Annotated in this window: 17 protein-coding genes; 7 read left to right on the forward strand and 10 right to left on the reverse strand. The window is 57.4% G+C overall.

Annotation, left to right across the window (positions count from 1 at the left end; all coding sequences use genetic code 11):
- Positions 1–27: 27 nt before the first annotated feature.
- The 3 genes from cysG to nirB all read right to left on the reverse strand — a co-directional run bounded on the left by cysG (position 28) and on the right by nirB (position 4,423).
- Positions 28–1,401: a siroheme synthase CysG gene (gene cysG, locus GVK32_RS25290; protein ID WP_159873330.1), complete on the reverse strand. Its 1,374-nt coding sequence runs from the start codon at positions 1,399–1,401 to the stop codon at positions 28–30.
- A gap of 155 nt (positions 1,402–1,556) precedes the next feature.
- Positions 1,557–1,883 carry a nitrite reductase small subunit NirD gene (nirD, locus tag GVK32_RS25295; protein WP_159873332.1) on the reverse strand — a complete coding sequence of 109 codons (327 nt, stop codon included), beginning with the start codon at positions 1,881–1,883 and terminating at the stop codon, positions 1,557–1,559.
- Positions 1,880–4,423, reverse strand: a complete 2,544-nt coding sequence (gene nirB, locus GVK32_RS25300) for a nitrite reductase large subunit NirB (protein ID WP_045854049.1) — start codon at positions 4,421–4,423, stop codon at positions 1,880–1,882. Before nirB ends, nirD begins: the two co-directional genes overlap by 4 nt.
- Before the next feature lie 240 nt (positions 4,424–4,663).
- Between nirB and GVK32_RS25305 the strand changes: the two genes are divergently transcribed.
- Positions 4,664–5,986, forward strand: a complete 1,323-nt coding sequence (locus tag GVK32_RS25305) for a cytosine deaminase (protein WP_041142993.1) — start codon at positions 4,664–4,666, stop codon at positions 5,984–5,986.
- A 6-nt stretch (positions 5,987–5,992) separates the two neighbouring features.
- Here GVK32_RS25305 and tsgA read toward each other — a convergent pair whose 3' ends face one another.
- Positions 5,993–7,177 (reverse strand): MFS transporter TsgA, encoded by a 1,185-nt coding sequence (gene tsgA, locus GVK32_RS25310; protein WP_159873334.1) that lies wholly within the window; start codon positions 7,175–7,177, stop codon positions 5,993–5,995.
- 276 nt (positions 7,178–7,453) lie between these two features.
- Here tsgA and ppiA point away from each other — a divergent pair, with 276 nt between their 5' ends.
- The 5 genes from ppiA (at position 7,454) to GVK32_RS25335 (ending at position 10,798) form a co-directional block, all read left to right on the forward strand.
- Positions 7,454–8,023 carry a peptidylprolyl isomerase A gene (ppiA, locus tag GVK32_RS25315; protein ID WP_045854052.1) on the forward strand — a complete coding sequence of 190 codons (570 nt, stop codon included), beginning with the start codon at positions 7,454–7,456 and terminating at the stop codon, positions 8,021–8,023.
- A 109-nt stretch (positions 8,024–8,132) separates the two neighbouring features.
- Positions 8,133–8,300 (forward strand): YhfG family protein, encoded by a 168-nt coding sequence (locus GVK32_RS25320; protein ID WP_159873336.1) that lies wholly within the window; start codon positions 8,133–8,135, stop codon positions 8,298–8,300.
- Positions 8,290–8,880, forward strand: coding sequence for a putative adenosine monophosphate-protein transferase Fic (locus GVK32_RS25325; protein ID WP_159873338.1), 591 nt, complete (start codon positions 8,290–8,292; stop codon positions 8,878–8,880). Before GVK32_RS25320 ends, GVK32_RS25325 begins: the two co-directional genes overlap by 11 nt.
- A 44-nt stretch (positions 8,881–8,924) precedes the next feature.
- Positions 8,925–9,488 carry an aminodeoxychorismate synthase component 2 gene (gene pabA / locus GVK32_RS25330; protein ID WP_159873340.1) on the forward strand — a complete coding sequence of 188 codons (564 nt, stop codon included), beginning with the start codon at positions 8,925–8,927 and terminating at the stop codon, positions 9,486–9,488.
- Between the two features lie 89 nt (positions 9,489–9,577).
- The gene (locus tag GVK32_RS25335; RefSeq protein ID WP_159873342.1) at positions 9,578–10,798 is read left to right on the forward strand and encodes an aspartate aminotransferase family protein; all 1,221 of its coding nucleotides are present in this window, start codon (positions 9,578–9,580) and stop codon (positions 10,796–10,798) included.
- Here GVK32_RS25335 and GVK32_RS25340 read toward each other — a convergent pair.
- Complete coding sequence (locus tag GVK32_RS25340) at positions 10,788–12,866, reverse strand: YccS/YhfK family putative transporter (protein WP_159873344.1); 2,079 nt, start codon at positions 12,864–12,866, stop codon at positions 10,788–10,790. The genes GVK32_RS25335 and GVK32_RS25340 overlap by 11 nt on opposite strands.
- 52 nt (positions 12,867–12,918) lie before the next feature.
- Positions 12,919–13,551 carry a cAMP-activated global transcriptional regulator CRP gene (gene crp, locus GVK32_RS25345; protein WP_000242758.1) on the reverse strand — a complete coding sequence of 211 codons (633 nt, stop codon included), beginning with the start codon at positions 13,549–13,551 and terminating at the stop codon, positions 12,919–12,921.
- 306 nt (positions 13,552–13,857) lie between these two features.
- Between crp and GVK32_RS25350 the strand changes: the two genes are divergently transcribed.
- Complete coding sequence (locus GVK32_RS25350) at positions 13,858–14,262, forward strand: OsmC family protein (RefSeq protein ID WP_041142986.1); 405 nt, start codon at positions 13,858–13,860, stop codon at positions 14,260–14,262.
- Between the two features lie 57 nt (positions 14,263–14,319).
- Here GVK32_RS25350 and GVK32_RS25355 read toward each other — a convergent pair whose 3' ends face one another.
- The 4 genes from GVK32_RS25355 to GVK32_RS25370 all read right to left on the reverse strand — a co-directional run bounded on the left by GVK32_RS25355 (position 14,320) and on the right by GVK32_RS25370 (position 18,567).
- Positions 14,320–15,189, reverse strand: a complete 870-nt coding sequence (locus GVK32_RS25355) for a phosphoribulokinase (RefSeq protein WP_159873346.1) — start codon at positions 15,187–15,189, stop codon at positions 14,320–14,322.
- Positions 15,190–15,225: 36 nt separating this feature from the next.
- Entirely contained in the window at positions 15,226–15,444 is a 219-nt protein-coding gene (locus GVK32_RS25360) for a YheU family protein (RefSeq protein WP_041142984.1), read from the reverse strand.
- Positions 15,441–16,463 (reverse strand): hydrolase, encoded by a 1,023-nt coding sequence (locus GVK32_RS25365; RefSeq protein ID WP_159873347.1) that lies wholly within the window; start codon positions 16,461–16,463, stop codon positions 15,441–15,443. The genes GVK32_RS25360 and GVK32_RS25365 overlap by 4 nt, the downstream gene beginning before the upstream one ends.
- A 199-nt stretch (positions 16,464–16,662) precedes the next feature.
- Positions 16,663–18,567: an ABC transporter ATP-binding protein gene (locus GVK32_RS25370; RefSeq protein ID WP_159873349.1), complete on the reverse strand. Its 1,905-nt coding sequence runs from the start codon at positions 18,565–18,567 to the stop codon at positions 16,663–16,665.
- Positions 18,568–18,640: the final 73 nt, after the last annotated feature.

The raw sequence follows: 18,640 nt of genomic DNA on the forward strand, positions 1-18,640 counted from the left end.
CCGCGGCGGGCAGAGGCGCGATGAACCTTAGTGGTTAGAGAACCAGTTGAGCCTGTTGCGCAGGCTCACCACGCGGCCAACGATAATCAGTGCCGGGCTCGCCATCTGCTGTGCCAGCACGTCCAGCTGATCCAGGGTGCCGGTTACCACCTTCTGGCTGACCGCCGTACCGTTTTCAACAATAGCCGCCGGCATATCTGCCGCCATGCCGTGGGCAATAAGCTTCTCTCTGATCGCTGGCGCCTGGTTTAAGCCCATATAAAACACCAGCGTCTGCTTTTCTACCGCCAGGTTTTGCCAGTCCAGCTCGGCCCCGGTTTTCAGATGCCCGGTGACCAGGCGTACGCCCTGCGCGAAGTCGCGGTGGGTCAGCGGAATACCGGAATAGGCAGAGCAGCCGGAGGCGGCGGTGATCCCCGGAACCACCGAGAAGGGAATACCGGCATTACACAGGGTTTCGAGCTCTTCGCCACCGCGGCCGAAAATAAACGGATCGCCGCCCTTCAGACGCACGACGCGGCGGCCGTTCTGCGCTTCTCGCAGCAGGATCTGGTTAATCTCATCCTGCGGTACGCAGTGGTAGCCCGCCCGCTTGCCGACGAATACCCGGTCGGCGTCGCGGCGAACCAGATTCATAATATCGTCTGAGACCAGTCGATCGTAAACCACGACGTCCGCCTGCTGGATCTGCTGCAGCCCTTTCAGGGTCAGCAGGCCGGCATCACCCGGTCCGGCGCCTACCAGCACGACTTCACCGCGGTGATCCAGCGGTTCGGTCAGCAGCAGCTCGGTGGTATCGGCTACGGCCTGCCGGTCTTCGTTGGCTAACGACTGCGCCAGGCGGTCGTTCATAAACAGCTTTTCCCAGAAGCGTCGACGCTCGGCCACCGTGGCAAACTGTTTTTTAACCCGCGCCCGCAGCTGGCCGGCATAGTGCGCCAGCTGACCTAAATGCAGCGGCAGAACCGACTCCAGCTTTTCGCGCAGCAGCCGCGCCAGCACCGGCGACGTCCCGCCGGAGGAGACGGCGACCATCAGCGGCGAGCGGTCGATAATCGAGGGCATAATAAAGCTGGCCTGCTGCGGCGAATCCACGACGTTGCAAAAGATACGTCGCACTTCCGCCGCCTGGCTGACCTGCTGGTTAACGTCGTTGTCGTCCGTCGCGGCGATCGCCAGCCAGCAGCAGTCGAGCAGTTCGGGATTAAAGCGGTCTTTTACCAGCGTCAGCATCTGCTCATCCGCCCACACCTGAAACTGTGGCGAGAATTCGAGGGCGTTAACCGTTAATTTGGCGCCAGCATCGAGCAGCAGCCGCGCCTTGCGTTCGGCAACATCCCCGCCGCCGACCAGCAGACAGTCGCGATCGCGCAACTGGCAAAAAATGGGTAAGTGATCCACGGAATATCCTCGCAGCAGGGCAATGAGAGATGGTGAGTCGTCGTAGCATAGCAGCGGAGGAGTGACAAAATATACGACTTTTCCGGTGCTTACCGCTTAGTGGGCATAAGTAGAATGTATGGTTCCCTCTGAGGACCAGAGGGAACCTCGGGGCGTCAGGCTTTAAGCTGAACCTTCCCGTCTTTTACCCGCGCGTCAAAATGGGCGATGGAGTGGCTCTCATCTTCCATACAAAAGCCGTCACGCAGACGGAAGCGCTGTTTTTTCAACGGGCTGGCAACCCACAGGTCGCCTTCGTGTTCGGCAATGATGCCGCGAGAAAGAACGCTGGCGTTGAAGAACGGATCGATGTTGCTGATCGCAAAAATCCGGTCGTCATGATAAGGGCGGAAGACGGCAACCTGCTGCTGGCCAAGCAGGGCGCAGACGCCGGTTGCCGGCAGGATTTCGTCAATCTTGCAGATGTTTATCCACTGGCTCATACGTTTTCCTCCACCAGAGTCACCGGAATACGCTCATACGGCGTAGCCGGGCGATGCTGTTCACGTTCCGGCACAACCTGAACGTTCGGGTCACGCTGGCTGCTGTTGATAAAGTGCCTGAAGCGGGTCTGCGCCGCCGGGCTGTTGACGGTTTCAGTCCACTCGCAGGCGAAGGCTGCACGCAGGCGGGCCAGCTCCTCTTCCAGGTGTTCGTTCAGACCCAGCTTGTCGTCGATGATGACGCGCTTCAGATAATCGATGCCGCCTTCCATGTTATCCAGCCATGGCGCGGTACGCGTCAGCTTATCGGCGGTGCGGATGTAGAACATCATAAAGCGGTCGAGATACTTGAGCAGCGTTTCACGGTCAAGGTCGGCGGCCAGCAGATCCGCGTGACGAGGCTTCATCCCGCCGTTGCCGCACACGTAGAGGTTCCAGCCTTTTTCGGTGGCGATGATGCCGACGTCTTTACCCTGCGCTTCCGCGCATTCACGCGTACAGCCTGACACGCCAAACTTCATCTTATGCGGCGTACGGATGCCTTTGTAGCGGTTCTCCAGCTCGACGCCGAAGCCTACGCTGTCGCCCACGCCGTAGCGGCACCAGGTGCTGCCGACGCAGGTTTTGGCCATACGCAGGGCCTTGGCGTACGCGTGGCCGGTTTCAAAGCCTGCTTCAATTAGCTGACGCCAGATTTCCGGCAGATCGTCTTTCTGGGCGCCAAACATGCCGATACGCTGCGAGCCGGTGATTTTGGTGTAGAGGTTATATTCGCGCGCGATGCGACCGACGGCCACCAGCCCTTCCGGCGTGATTTCGCCGCCTGCGGAGCGCGGGATAATCGAGTAGGTCCCGTCTTTCTGGATATTGGCGAGGAAGTTATCGTTGGTCTCCTGCAGCGGCGTATGCTCAGGTTTGAGGATGTACTCATTCCAGCAGGAGGCCAGCAGTGAGCCAACGGTAGGTTTACATACTTCGCAGCCGTAGCCCTTGCCGTGTTTTTCCAACAGCTCATCGAAGGTTTTGATGCCTTCGACGCGGATCAGGTGGAACAACTCCTGACGCGAGTAGGCGAAGTGCTCGCACAGGTTATGGTTAACTTCGATACCCTGTTTTGCCAGCTCGGCGTTCAGTACCTGGGTCACCAGCGGAATACAACCGCCGCAGCCGGTACCGGCTTTGGTTTCAGCTTTCAGTGCGGCAACGGTATGGCAGCCCTTATTGATGGCGGAGATCAGCATGCCTTTGGTCACATCGAAGCAGGAGCAGATTTGCGCGCTATCCGGCAGCTTATCGACGCCAATAGAGGGCTTACCGCTGCCGGCATGAGACGGCAGAATCAGCGCGTCCGGGTTTTCCGGCAGTTCGATAGCGTTCAGCACCAGCTGCAGCAGGTTGCCGTAGTCGCTGGTATCGCCGACCAGCACCGCGCCGAGCAGGGTTTTGTTATCTGCGCTGACGATCAGGCGTTTGTAGACTTCTTTGCTCTCATCGAGATAGACGTAGCTGCGTGCGCCTGGCGTGCGGCCATGCGCATCGCCGATACCGCCAACGTCAACGCCGAGCAGCTTCAGCTTGGCGCTGAGGTCGGCGCCGGTGAAGGCGTTGTCCGTGCCGAGGATATGGTCGACGGTTACCTGGGCCATTTTGTAGCCCGGCGCGACCAGACCATAGACGCGGTTGTTCCAGCTGGCGCATTCGCCGATGGCGTAGATATCCGGATCGGAGGTCTGGCAGGTATCATTCACGACGATACCGCCGCGCTGTGCCACCGCCAGACCGCATTGGGTCGCAAGCTTGTCGCGCGGGCGGATACCGGTGGAGAACACGATGAAATCGACCTGCAGCTCGCTACCGTCGGCGAATTGCATGGTTTTCCGCGCTTCGGTGCCCTGCTGGACGATCTCTTTGGTATTTTTGCTGGTATGAACCTTCACGCCCATACTTTCGATTTTGCGCTTCAGCTGCTCGCCGCCCATATTATCAAGCTGCTCGGCCATCAGCATTGGCGCAAATTCGATAACGTGGGTTTCAACGCCGAGGTTTTTCAGCGCGCCTGCGGCTTCAAGGCCCAGCAGGCCGCCGCCGACGACGGCGCCGCGTTTGCTGCGGCGGGCGCAGGATTCGATAGCGTTGAGATCTTCAATCGTACGGTAAACGAAGCAGTCCTGAGTTTCCGCGCCTTTAATCGGCGGGATCCACGGATAGGAGCCGGTTGCCATCACCAGTTTGTCGTAAAATACGGTGCGTCCCGCGCTGGAGTGAATGACCTTCTCCTGGCGGTTAATCGTAATTGCGCGCTCGCCAATCAGGACGTTAACGCCGTGCTTCTCGTAAAATCCTTCACGAACCAGCGAAAGTTCTTCCGCGGTATGATGGGAGAAGTAAGATGACAGGTGGACGCGGTCGTAAGCGATACGGGGTTCTTCGCAGAACACGGTAATGTCAAACTCTCCGGCAGGCGCCTTATCAAGAAGCTCTTCGATAAAGCGATGGCCAACCATGCCGTTACCGATAATAGCGATTCTGACTTTGCTCATTTTTGCCTCGATTTCTTTTCTAATACCGCCTACCTTAACGATTCAGCCGGTACACTTATTGATGCAAATCAAATTCAATCCCACCTACCCCTTAATGGGTATTATCATGATTTATTTGGGTTTTTCTAAGTTGTGGAAAACTCAGGCTTTTCCTTTTTGTTGCTTTTATGTACAAAAATGGCAGGGGAATGCGGGGGCGGGTTGAATGAAAATCAAGCAATTTTAACGGGAGCCATCAAGATGACAGCAGCACCACTTTGGTTGATTCAGAACGTGCGCCTGCCTGGCCGCGACGGGCTATGGCAGATAGCAATAGATAAAGGCTGCTTTGGCGATATTACCCCGATGGGCGACGCGCGAGGCGAGAGTCTTGAAGTGCTCAACGCTCGCGGTGGGCTGGCAATTCCACCGTTTATTGAACCGCATATTCATCTGGATACGACGCAAACTGCCGGTGAGCCGAGCTGGAATCAATCCGGGACGCTGTTCGAGGGTATTGAGCGTTGGGCGGAGCGCAAGGCGCTGCTGAGCCATGAGGATGTCAAAGCCCGGGCGTGGAAAACCCTGAAGTGGCAAATTGCCAACGGTATACAGTTTGTGCGCACGCATGTCGATGTTTCAGACCCGACGCTGACCGCCTTAAAAGCGATGCTGGAAGTGAAGCAGGAGGTAGCCCCGTGGGTAGATTTGCAGATAGTCGCCTTCCCACAGGAGGGGATTTTATCCTACCCCAATGGGGAGGCCTTGCTGGAAGAGGCGCTGCGCCTCGGCGCCGATGTGGTGGGGGCTATTCCCCACTTCGAGTTTACCCGCGAGTACGGCGTTGAGTCCCTGCATATCGCCTTTCGCCTGGCGCAGAAATATCAGCGTCCGCTGGATATCCACTGCGATGAAATCGATGATGAGCAGTCGCGGTTTGTCGAAACGGTCGCGGCCCTGGCGTTAAAAGAGGGGATTGGCCCGCGGGTTACGGCCAGCCATACCACCGCCATGCACTCCTATAACGGCGCCTATACCTCGCGGCTGTTTCGCCTGCTGAAGCTCTCGGGAATTAACTTTGTCGCTAACCCGCTGGTGAATATCCACCTGCAGGGGCGCTTCGATGATTACCCCAAGCGGCGCGGTATTACCCGGGTAAAAGAGCTGATGGCCGCAGGGATCAACGTGTGCTTTGGTCACGACGACGTTTTCGACCCGTGGTATCCGCTGGGCACCGGCAATATGCTGCAGGTACTGCATATGGGTCTGCACGTTTGTCAGCTGATGGGCTATCAGCAGATTAACGACGGCCTGAAGCTGATTACCGACAACAGCGCCCGCACCTTTGGTCTGAGCGACTACGGCATCAGCACGGGGAATACCGCCAACCTGATTATTCTGCCTGCGGAAAACGGTTTTGAAGCCGTGCGCTGTCAGGTGCCGGTACGCTGGTCGATTCGTCAGGGGCGGGTTATTGCCACCACGCAGCTGGCGCAGACCTGGATACAGACCGATAGAGGCGGGGAGGAACTGTTCTTTACTCGCAATAGCCCCTCTGCGGATGCAAAGGGGCCAAAGGGCTAGCGTGGCTTAGTGTGACCCTGCCTGCGCGCCGTGCTGGCGGTGGCGGGAGACGAAGCCGAGGATAATGCACATCACGAATACCACGGCATAGAGGCCGTTAGCGGTTTGCAGCGCGGCCAGCGGGCCGCTGGCGGCAACGATAGGACCGGTGACCACGAAGGTCAGCATCGTCCCGATGGTGCCGCAGGTGAGCACAAAGTTAACCAGCTTCGGTGAGGAGACTTTGGTCTGCTGCGAACCCAGGGTAATCAGCGAGGTGTAGATAGCGCTGGAGAAGAAGCCAAGGGTCAGGATAAACCACGGCATATGCTCCGGCGAACCGTTAATAAACAGGTACATCAGCACCGTTGCCAGGCCCGCCAGAACGGTAAGAATGCGCTGCAGGTCGAAGAAGCGCAGGATGAAGCTGAATGACCACATACCTATCATGTACGACATCCAGAAATCGCTCACCAGCTTACCCGCATCGCCAAGGCTCATGCCCAGGCCCTTGGCATATTCCGGCACCCAGGAGATAAAGCCCAGCTGGCCAAGGATATAGCACAGCGCGGCGATGGACAGAAACAGTACGCCGATACCCCATTTCTCTTTGACGACCGGCTGGCTGTCCTGCTGCGCTTTTTGACCCAGCACCGGGAATTCACAGCCGAAGGTCAGAACGAAGATGGCGACGTAAACCAGACCAATACAGACATATACCCAGTACCACTCGATGCTGCGTGCCAGCAAATAGGCGGCAACCATCGGGAAAATCATTCCCGCCATGCTGAAGAAGGAGTCGGTAAACAGCAGGCGCGCACCGCGCTGGCGGCCTTCATACATATGGGTTATCAGGAAGGTGCCGATCGACATGGTGATCCCGCTGACCAGACCCAGCACGAACATCGACGCGGAGAACAGCGTCAGGCTGTGGCCAAAGATTAGCCCGATTACCGCCAGTACCATCAGGACAAAGCCAAACCGCAGCTGCGTTTTCAGCGGTACGATTTCCATCAGCCAGGCGTTGAGGAAGATAGAGATCAGGATCCCGGCATTGAGGAAAGTGAAGGTGTTGCTCATACTCGAAACGGGCACATGGAAGTAATCGGCGATATTGCCCATCACCATCCCGGTGACGATCACCAGCGCTCCGGTCAGGGCGTAGGAGAAGAAGCTGATCCATGTGAGCTTGATACGATTGCTGTTAGTCATGACTGGCCTGTGAATAGAAATGTAAAGCGCGTTGACTCTGCGCCAGGGCGGACAGATTTTATTCGTTCGGGTGATGTAAGCAAACGTTTATTATGAAATGTAGATCTTTTTGCACATATTAGTGTGATGTGGATCGCTTTTATAGATTCAGCCGATCGAAGTGCGCCTCGTTACAACTGTTTCAGCTACGTAAAATTAGGTAAAAGGCTGGCCCAGGATGCAAAGGCTCTTTAGAATCAATGCACTTGCTTTTTTCAGCTCCGTTAAGGAATCTCGATGCTCAAATCAACTCTGGCGGCGGTGGTTGCCGTTTTCGCTATTTCCGCTTTCTCCCCGGCTATGGCAGCAAAGGGCGATCCCCATGTCTTGCTGACGACTTCTGCGGGAAATATTGAGCTGGAGTTAAATAGCCAGAAAGCACCGATTTCCGTCGATAACTTCCTGAAGTACGTGAACAGCGGCTTCTACAACAACACCACTTTTCACCGCGTAATTCCTGGCTTTATGGTGCAGGGCGGCGGCTTCAGCGAACAGATGCAGCAAAAGCAGCCGAACCCGCCAATCAAGAACGAAGCGGATAACGGCCTGCGTAACACCCGCGGCACCATCGCGATGGCGCGTACCGCCGATCAGGACAGCGCGACCAGCCAGTTCTTCATCAACATCGCCGACAATGCCTTCCTCGATCACGGACAGCGCGATTTTGGCTACGCGGTGTTTGGTAAAGTCGTCAAAGGAATGGACGTCGCCGACAAGATTTCCCAGGTCCAGACGCATAACGTTGGGCCGTACCAGAATGTACCGTCCAAACCCGTTGTGATCCTCTCCGCGAAGGTTCTGCCTTAAGCTCTCCCGCGCGCGGGCGGCCTACGCTCGCGCCGTTGTTTCGGCCTTTCTGCGCGACCCGAAATTGCTGCTTATACTTGTGGCACAGGGGACGATAAGAGAGGCGAGCATGCGTTCACTCACCGATAAGCAAAAATCCCGGCTCTGGGAACAGACTCGAAACGTGAATTTTCAGGCCAGCCGTCGGCTGGAAGGTGCCGTTGTACCTTTGGTGACGCTAAGCGCCGATGAAGCGCTGGCGCGCCTTGCTGAGCTGAGGGGGCGTCATGAGCAGTAAATTTGGCAATGGCCGCGATCCCTATCTCTACCCCGTGCTCGACGTATTGCGCAATCTTCCCGATATTCGCCAGGCCCGGCGGCTCGAGCAGGTCATGCTGGAGATAACCTCCCTACGCGCGGCGACGATTCCCCTTGGGCCGCGCGGGCGCGGGCTGCCCTATCTCTGCGCGATTCACCATCAGCTCTATCAGGATATTTTTTCCTGGGCCGGACGGTTCAGGGAGATTGATATCTATCAGGGAGATACGCCTTTTTGTCATTTCGCATGGATTGAAAAGGAGGGCAACGCGCTAATGCGGGCTCTGGAAGAGGAGAACTATCTTAGCGGCCTCGACCGCAGCGCTTTTATTGTGCGCCTGAGCTGGTACTACGGCGAAATCAATGTGCTGCACCCTTTTCGCCTCGGCAGCGGGCTGGCGCAGCGTATTTTCTTTGAGCAGTTGGCGATTCATGCCGGCTTTATCCTCGACTGGCGCGATATCGATCCTGAGGCATGGAGCCGGGCTAATCAGCTGGGGGCGATGGGCGATGCGCAGCCGCTAGAAGCGATCTTTGCCAAAGTGGTAAGCGAAGCGTGAGAATCTGAGTAGAATAGCCCGGTTTTGTTTTTTCCGGAGCCGCTATGATCCTGCTTATCGACAACTATGATTCTTTCACCTGGAATTTGTACCAGTATTTTTGCGAGCTGGGGGCCGAGGTGCTGGTTAAGCGTAACGATGAGCTGACGCTGGAGGAGATCGCGGCGCTGGCGCCGGAGAAAATCGTTATCTCTCCTGGCCCCTGCACGCCGGATGAGTCGGGGATCTCCCTGGCCGTCATCGGACATTATGCCGGGAAAGTGCCGCTGCTGGGTGTCTGCCTGGGGCATCAGGCTATCGCCCAGGTCTTCGGGGCGACCATCGTCCGCGCCGCCAGAGTCATGCACGGAAAAACCTCCCCCATCAGCCACGACGGACGCGGCGTGTTTCAGGGGTTAAACAACCCCCTTACCGTGACCCGCTATCACTCTCTGGTCATTGACCCGGATACCCTGCCTGACTGCTTCGCAGTGACGGCCCGCAGCGAGAGCGGAGAGATTATGGCCATTCGCCATCGTGAGTGGGATCTCGAAGGGGTGCAGTTTCACCCGGAAAGCATCCTCAGCGAGCAGGGGCATCAGCTGCTGGCAAACTTCCTCAATCGTTGATTTGTAGTTGCCATTGACTGATTTTTTATGCATATTTTGTGATTATAATATCACTATCATCATGGCATAACGAAGAAGGATAGCATCACATGGCAACTGAGCAACCGGCAATTACCCGCGCCACATTCGATGAGGTTATTTTGCCGATTTATGCACCGGCAGAGTTTATTCCGGTAAAAGGTAAAGGTAGCCGCGTATGGGATCAGCAGGGCAAGGAGTACGTTGATTTTGCGGGCGGTATTGCCGTCACGGCGCTCGGTCATTGCCATCCGGCGCTGGTTACGGCGCTGCATGAGCAGGGGGAAACGCTGTGGCATACCAGCAACGTTTTCACCAACGAACCGGCGCTGCGCCTGGGCCGAAAGCTGGTCGATGCCACCTTCGCCGACCGCGTGGTGTTTATGAACTCCGGCACTGAAGCCAACGAAACGGCATTCAAGCTGGCGCGCAACTACACGATCACCCGCCATAGCCCCTATAAAACCAAAATCATCGCCTTCCATAACGCTTTCCACGGTCGTTCGCTGTTTACGGTCTCCGTTGGCGGGCAGCCGAAATATTCTGACGGCTTCGGGCCGAAGCCGGCGGATATCATTCACGTGCCGTTCAACGATCTGCACGCGGTGAAGGCGGTTATGGACGATCACACCTGCGCGGTGGTGGTTGAGCCGATTCAGGGCGAAGGCGGCGTGATGGCCGCGACGCCGGAGTTCCTCAAAGGCCTGCGCGAACTGTGCGACCAGCATCAGGCGCTGCTGGTGTTTGATGAAGTGCAGTGCGGAATGGGGCGCACCGGTTCGCTGTTCGCCTATATGCATTACGGCGTGACGCCGGATATCCTGACCAGCGCGAAAGCGCTCGGCGGCGGTTTCCCGGTTAGCGCCATGCTGACCACCCATGATATCGCCAGCGCGTTCCACGCCGGCTCCCACGGTTCAACCTACGGGGGAAACCCGCTTGCCTGCGCCGTCGCCGGTGCGGCGTTTGATTTGATTAATACGCCTGAGGTACTGGACGGCGTCAACGCGAAGCGCGAGCGCTTTGTGCAGCATCTGCAGCAGATTGACGCCCGCTTCGATCTGTTTAGCGATATTCGCGGTATGGGGCTGCTGATCGGCGCGGAGCTGAAGCCTCAGCATCACGGCCGGGCGCGTGATTTCCTGTATGCCGCGGCGGAGGCGGGCGTGATGGTGCTCAATGCCGGGCCTGACGTGATGCGCTTTGTGCCTTCGCTGGTCATTGACGATAGCGATATTGACGAAGGAATGGCGCGCTTCACACAGGCGGTACAGCGCGTACTTAGCGCTTAGTTGCGCGTAGCCAGATGCCGTGATGCGGACGCTGACGCCATGCCACCGATGAGATGGTGTGCATGGTGTTCAGATGATCGAGGATCCGCTGCAGGTGCTGTTCCATGGTGCTCAGCGGGCCGCGGGGCACGTCCGCATCCTGCGACTCCATGATATTCACCTCGCCGGCGCTACCCGGCCCGTCGGTATCCAGCCGCTGCTGGCAGCGCTGCAGCGCAATCTCACAGGATTCAAGATAGCGCCGGGCCAGATCCGGCGTCAGCATATTGTGCTCGCGGGCCAGCGTGGTCATGGCGTTGATATGCTCGACAATAAACTGGCTATGGGTGACCCACAGCTTCATATCGTCAAGATATCGCGAGTTAAATCCGGGCTCCTGCATCGCCTGATTCAGCGAGTTAAACAGCGAGTTGTGCGCCTGGTTGACGCGCATCCGCCGATAGGCCAGCGCCGGCGCCTGGTGATCGTCGCTGAGAATGAGGCGGATAGCTTCCTGGTCTGCCTCCAGCGCGTCGTGGGCGTTTTTACGCAGCAGGCCGCTTTGCCACTGCGGCCACAGCCATACCATCCCGCCGAAGGCAATTAGACACCCGATAAGCGTATCGATAAGCCTGGCGACAATAAACTGCTCGCCGTTGAGCGTTAGCAGCTGCAGGGTATAAACCGCCGTGACGGTAAAGCCCACCATTGCCCAGCCGTAGCTCTTGCGAATAATCAGATAGCTCAACAGCGTGATAATCAGCATCGCGGTCAGCGTATAGCCCTCCGGGACGTGGAAGTGCAGCGTCAGCCCGGCAATCACCAGGCCGGCGAGGGTCCCTGCCGCCCGGTGGACGATGCGGACCCGCGTTGCGCCGTAGCCGTTCTGGGTGACGAAAAGCACCGTCATTAGGATCCAGTAAGGTTTGGGCAGGTTTAGCGCACTGCCCATCAGGCTCGCGGCGGTGAGCATTACGCAGATACGGGCGGCGTTGCGTAAAGCCGGCGATTTGTAAGAGAGATAGTTTTTCAGCGCAGGCAGCAGCGGCAGGCGCCGTTCCTTATCGGCCATCAGGTTACGTGGGTACAGCGGACGCTGGGTGCGCAGCACCCGGGCAAGGCGGCTGAAGTGCCATGCGCAGAATTGCCCGACCGGATTGTCGGGGTGCTGAGAGGCAATCTTCTCCAGGGCGCCGATCTGCTTATCCATGTTAAAACGCTGCGGATAGCGGTGGTACAGGATGTCATCCGCCAGCATCCTTAGCCGCGTGGCGACGGTTTGCGCATTCCAGCGAATTACCGCTTCCGCGTGGCTGCGTTCGACCAGCTTCTGCACCTCTTCCGGCTGATGCAGGCTGACGGAAATATGTTCCTGCAGATCGAGGGCAACCTGAAACGCCCGCAGCAGGCGCTTATGGTCGCTACGCTGATTGGCCGCCAGCATATGCATCTGCTGGTAGCACTGGGTGATCAGGTCGACGACCTTTTGCTGACGGGTAAGCAGCGGAGGCAGCGAGGTTGCCGGGTCGATATGCTGGGTCAGCAGGCTGTATTTGGCTTCACAATAATTGGCCAGCTCCCGGTAGAGCAGGCTTAGCGATTCGCGCAGCGGCTGCTCGCGCCACAGCCAAAACCAGAACCAGTTGAATAGTCCGTACCACAGCGTGCCAAGCGCGTAGATCAGCAGCGGTTCCCAGATCGGCATATTGCCGGCGAGGCTCAGGGTAAAGATGGCGGCAATCAGCGAGGCGGGCAGCAGCCTTGCGTGCAGCGAGCTGATTTCTGCCGTGACGCCAAGGAGCAGGGTCAGGCCGCTGAGAATTAAAGGGAGCGGGATAGCGTGCTGGAGAAGGAGCTGAACGATCAGGCTGCAGCCGGCAAAGAGCGAGCCGCCAATAATCAGGCGTTTAAAGAAGCGCTTATGCGGTGTATCAAGGCCGGCGACGTTGCAGCATGCGGGAACCAGCGAGAACAGCAGGCCCTGCTGCAGATGGCCGAGAAGGAGGCCTATTGCGACCGGCAAACACAGCACCAGCGTTTGCCGCAGTGCGTAGTTGACTTCCGGGTGGTAAATCAGCCTGCGCCACATAGAGGGAAAACAAAAACGGCGTATTGCAGGAGCAACACGCCGTTTTATCAGTTTAACGCGTGCCGTAGACGACGATAGTTTTACCGTGTGCGGAGATCAGGTTTTGATCTTCCAGCATCTTCAGAATACGGCCAACGGTTTCACGTGAACAGCCGACGATCTGACCGATTTCCTGACGGGTAATTTTGATTTGCATACCGTCCGGGTGGGTCATGGCGTCAGGCTGTTTTGCCAGGTTCAGCAACGTCTGGGCGATACGGCCGGTGACGTCGAGGAAGGCAAGGTTACCGACTTTCTCAGAGGTAACCTGCAGACGGCGGGCCATCTGCGACGAAAGACGCATCAGAATATCCGGGTTAACCTGGATCAGCTGACGGAATTTTTTATAGGAGATTTCGGCCACTTCACATGCGGTTTTCGCACGTACCCAGGCGCTACGCTCCTGGCCTTCTTCGAACAAGCCTAATTCACCGATGAAATCGCCCTGGTTGAGGTAAGAGAGAATCATCTCTTTGCCTTCTTCATCCTTGATGAGCACAGCCACAGAGCCTTTGACGATGTAGTACAACGTTTCTGCTTTTTCACCCTGGTGGATCAGCGTGCTTTTAGATGGGTACTTATGAATGTGGCAATGAGACAAGAACCATTCGAGGGTAGGGTCTGTTTGCGGTTTGCCAAGCACCATGCGCGGTTATCCTCTGTTATAAGCTATCTCCGGGTGCCGACACTACACGGCATCCGGGCATGCAATCGTATTGTTTCCCTATGCCTGGGAAGCTGGCTGGTGATTTTTCTTCAGCCTGTAATGTGAATTCCTCTGCATACATGCAGTACATCAATGTAATACTGTAGCATCCTGACTGTTTTAGCATAGCTTTTGCCGCGTGTCTCCTGGTGTCTCGCTTCAGCATGATGCAGGTCGCCTTCCGTTGCGAGATTTGTTATGTGCGCGTAATCTGTCAGGAAAATTGCAACCTTGGAGTTAAATTTTATGCAAGCTCGTGTGAAATGGGTGGAAGGGTTAACCTTCATCGGTGAGTCGGCTTCCGGCCACCAGATTTTGATGGACGGTAACTCCGGGGATAAAGCGCCGAGCCCGATGGAAATGGTGCTGATGGCCGCCGGTGGCTGTAGCGCCATCGACGTGGTCTCAATTTTGCAGAAAGGACGTCACGATGTGACCAACTGTGAGGTGAAGCTGACCTCAGAGCGTCGGGAAGAGGCGCCGCGCCTGTTTACCCACATCAACCTGCACTTTATCGTGACCGGCCGCGAGCTGAAGGATGCGGTCGTTTCGCGCGCGGTAGACCTGTCGGCGGAGAAATACTGCTCGGTGGCGCTGATGCTGCAAAAAGCGGTAAATATCACGCATTCGTACGAGGTTATCGAGGGCTAAGCCGAATGGCCAGCCCGTCTCCCCGGTTTGCGTCGCGCAGCCGGGGTTTTTAGCGGCTTAACCGATCTTTTTCCCCGCCATCAGCCGTTCAACCAGCGGCGCCATGATCAGCTCCATCGCCAGCCCCATTTTGCCGCCCGGTACCACCAGCGTATTGATATGCGAGATAAACGACCCTTGCAGCATCGCCAGCAGCCACGGGAAGTCGATATCCTGCAGGTTGCGGAAGTGGATCACCACAAAGCTTTCATCCAGCGAGGGAATACCTTTCGCGGCGAAGGGGTTCGACGTATCAACGGTGGGAACCCGCTGGAAGTTGATATGGGTACGTGAGAACTGCGGGGTGATGAAGTTAATATAATCTTCCATTGAACGGACGACCGAATCCATTACCGCTTCGCGAGAGTGCCCGCGCTCGCTGGTATCGCGGATGAGCTTCTGGATCCACTCCAGGTTGACGATGGGCACGACACCCACCAGCAGGTCGACATTGTGCGCCACGTTGTGCAGCGGGGTGACAACGCCGCCGTGCAGCCCTTCGTAAAACAGGACGTCGGTCGGCTCCGGCAGCGGCTGCCAGGGCGTGAAGGTGCCCGGTACCTGATTCCATGGCACGGCCTCGTCATAGGTATGCAGGTATTTTCTCGACTGGCCGGTTCCGCTGCGCCCGTATTCGAGGAAGGTGTTTTCCAGTAGGCCGAAGTCGTTTGCTTCCGGGCCAAAATAGCTGATGTGCTTCCCCTGATCCCGCGCTTTGCGGATCGCCATGTCCATTTCCGGGCGGGTGTAGCGATGGAAGCTATCGCCCTCGACTTCGGCGGCACGCAGGTTCAACTGGGCGAAGATTTTGCGAAAGGCGAGGCTGGTGGTGGTGGTTCCCGCGCCGCTGGAGCCCGTGACGGCAATCACCGGATGTTTGGCAGACATATCAACTCCCAGATTAAACGATGGTGTGGCGCCGCCTTAGCCGTGGAACTGCTTGCGGGGCATGATGTTGACCGTCTCGTGCAGCTCTGACCACACCAGTACGGCTTCTCCGCTTTTCAGCTGCTGTTTTACATCGGCGACCTTATCGGCCAGCGAGCGTTCATGTTCACCATAATCGGTGCCTTCGCGCAACACAAAGGTTTCAATCAGGTTATCCAGCGTTTCGGGATCCAGATCCTGCCAGGGAATAATCATTTTTTTCCTTCCAGCCAGCGCGTTAGCCAGTCCGGGATCCGTCTTTCCAGCCACATCTCCGGCCTGCGCAGCGTGCCGCCGACAAACCCGACGTGGCCGCCTTGTTCGGTCAGTTGGTACTCGACGTTAGCCGGCAGCTGCTCCTGCGGCGGAATGGAATGATGGTCCATGAACGGATCGTCTTTCGCGTGAATGATCAGCGTAGGTTTCGTGATATCGCTCAGGCGCGGCATCGCGCTGCACTGGCGATAGTAGTCCAGCGCATCGGCAAAGCCGTGAATTTTGGCGGTGATGGTATCGTCAAACTCGCGAATGCGCCGCATGCCTTTTAGCTGGCGTAAATCAACCGGCAGAGAGCCCGGGTAGGCTTTTAGCTTGCGCGCGGCGTTCGCTTTTAACAGGTTCAGCAGATAGCGCTGGTAGACGCGGGAGAAGCCTTTATCCATATGGTAGCTGCAGGCTTCCAACATGAACGGGGCCGACACGATGACCGCCGCGTCGAGCGGGACGCTGTCGCCCTCGTTTGCCAGCAGGCAGCCGAGCATATTGCCGCCCAGCGAATAGCCGACGGCGGCCGTGGGAGCGGGACCAAATTCGCGCTGCAGCCAGCGCAGGAACCAGGTGCCGTCTTCCGTCTCTCCGGAGTGGTAGATGCGGTTATTGCGGTTAGGCTCGCCGCTACAGCCGCGGAAATGCATCACCACGCCGAGCCAGCCGCGCTGCATTGCCGCGTGGATCAGACCGTGAGCGTAAGGGCTGTGCAGGCTTCCTTCCAGACCGTGAAAAACCACCAGCCGCGGCTTATGGCGGGCTGATTCGGGATCCTCACTCCAGGCCAAATCGATAAAATCACCGTCGGGGAGTTCAAGGCGCTGCCATTGTGGGGTAAAGCCCAGTTTGCGGCGGATCAGTCGCGGCAGCATGGTTTGCAGATGACGATTGCCCACGCCGCGCATCGGGTGAAACTCGCGCGAGTCGTCTTCGGGGGGCGTCATTTCTGTAGGGGTGATTTCAACCATAGCACCAGAGCAATTAATAATCTTATAAACACTATACCGCGCATGAGGTGCGCAGGTTAGCCAATATGTGGTCTTGTGGCCAGCTGGTGGAGATTACGCGAAAAAGAGCGGGCGCTATATGGCCTTTTGCGGCATGAAGAGTGGCCCCGAAAGCTCATTACCAGTGAACCGTCGAGGCCGCGCGATCGGCCCGCAGGGCTTAGCCTTCCTGCAGCATCTGCTCCAGCTGTTCCTGCGCCTCCAGCCAGGCCATTTCGCACTCTTCCAGACCTGATTTGGCACTGGCCTGCTGCTGCAGGCAGGCGGTTAGGTCCGCTTTGCGGGATGCGTCATACAGGCCGCTGTCGCCCAGTTTCTCTTCCGCCTGCGCGAGCTGGGCGTTGAGTTTATCCATCTCTTTCTCAAGGCGGGTAATCTCTTTACGCAATGGCTGAGTCAGGGTGCGCAGCTCCGCTTCCCGGCGCTTTTGGTCTTTGCGGGACTGGGCGCTGTTGCCGTTATCTTTGATCGCGTCAGACGGCTGGCTCTCCTGCTTCTGCGAGTCGCTCAGCCACTGCTGGTAATCTTCCAGATCGCCGTCGAACTGCTCAACCTTGCCGTCGTGGACCAGATAGAGATCGTCGGTGGTCGAACGGATCAGGTGGCGATCGTGCGAGACCACCACCAGCGCGCCTTCGAAATCAATCAGCGCTTCGGTTAAAGCCTGGCGCATATCAAGGTCAAGGTGGTTAGTCGGTTCATCGAGCAGCAGAAGATTAGGGCGCTGCCAGACGATCAGCGCCAGCACCAGGCGCGCTTTTTCGCCGCCGGAGAAGCGCTGGGTTGCTTCGTTGACCTTATCGCTCTGGAAACCGAAGCCGCCGAGATAGTCGCGCAGCTTCTGCTCCAGCTCCTGCGGCGCCAGGCGAGCCAGGTGCTGCAGCGGTGATTCATCCGCCCGCAGGAACTCCAGCTGATGCTGGGCGAAGTAGCCCAGCTTAATCCCTTTTGCCAGCCCCACTTCGCCGTGCAGCGGCTGCAGCTCGCCGGCCAGCAGCTTGATGAGCGTCGATTTACCGGCGCCGTTGCGCCCCAGCAGGCCGATGCGTGAGCCGGGAACCAAATTCAGCTTGATCGAGTCGAGGATAATGCGTTCACCGTAGCCGGCGCTGACTTTTTCCATCTTCAGCAGCGGGTTGGGCAGGCTTTCCGGCGCGCGGAAGCTAAAGTGAAACGGGTTATCGACGTGGGCCGGGGCGATAAGCTCCATGCGCTCCAGCATTTTAATGCGGCTCTGGGCCTGCTTCGCCTTGGTGGCCTTGGCGCGGAAGCGATCGATATAGCTTTGCAGATGGGCGACGCGCAGCTGCTGGCTTTCATACATCGACTGCTGCTGCGACAGACGGGTGGCGCGCTGTACTTCGAACGAGCTGTAGTTGCCGGTGTACTCGAACATGTTTTGCTGTTCGATATGTATAATTTTATCGACGATAGGATCGAGAAAATCGCGATCGTGCGAGATAAGGATCAGCGTGCCGGTATAGCTTTTGAGCCACTTTTCCAGCCAGATCACCGCATCGAGATCGAGGTGGTTAGTCGGTTCATCCAGCAGCAGCAGGTCGGAGCGGCAAATTAACGCCTGCGCCAGGTTCAGACGCATACGCCAGCCGCCGGAGAAGTCGCTCACCGGGCGCTCCAGCTGTTCATTGCTGAAGCCCAGGCCGTGCAGCAGGCTCGAGGCGCGTGAGCGGATGGTCCAGGCGTCAATGGCGTCCAGCTTGCCGTGAACCGTCGCAATGGCGTGACCGTCATTGCGCTCGTTGGCCTGATTTAAATCGGCCTCGAGCTGGCGATATTCCCGATCGCCGTCAATAACATAATCAATGGCTGGCTGCGCCAGAGCAGGGGTTTCCTGATTAACCCACGCCAGCTGCCAGCTGCCCGGAAAGGTCATACTGCCGCCGTCGGCGCTAATCTCGTTTTTCAAAAGCGATAGCAGCGTGGATTTACCGCAGCCGTTTTTGCCCACCAGACCGACCTTTTGGCCAGGGTTGATGGTAGCGGTGGCGTTGTCCAGCAGGACGCGTACGCCGCGACGAATTTGTAACGAGGAGAAAACAATCATAAGGCGCCGTATGTTCAGACTATGTTAATTTGTCATTATGATAATGTAATGTGGTAGCAAATAGCTCCACCGG

It is taken from the genome of Klebsiella sp. 18074, assembly GCF_902705905.1.
In the GTDB taxonomy this organism is placed as follows: domain Bacteria; phylum Pseudomonadota; class Gammaproteobacteria; order Enterobacterales; family Enterobacteriaceae; genus Klebsiella; species Klebsiella terrigena.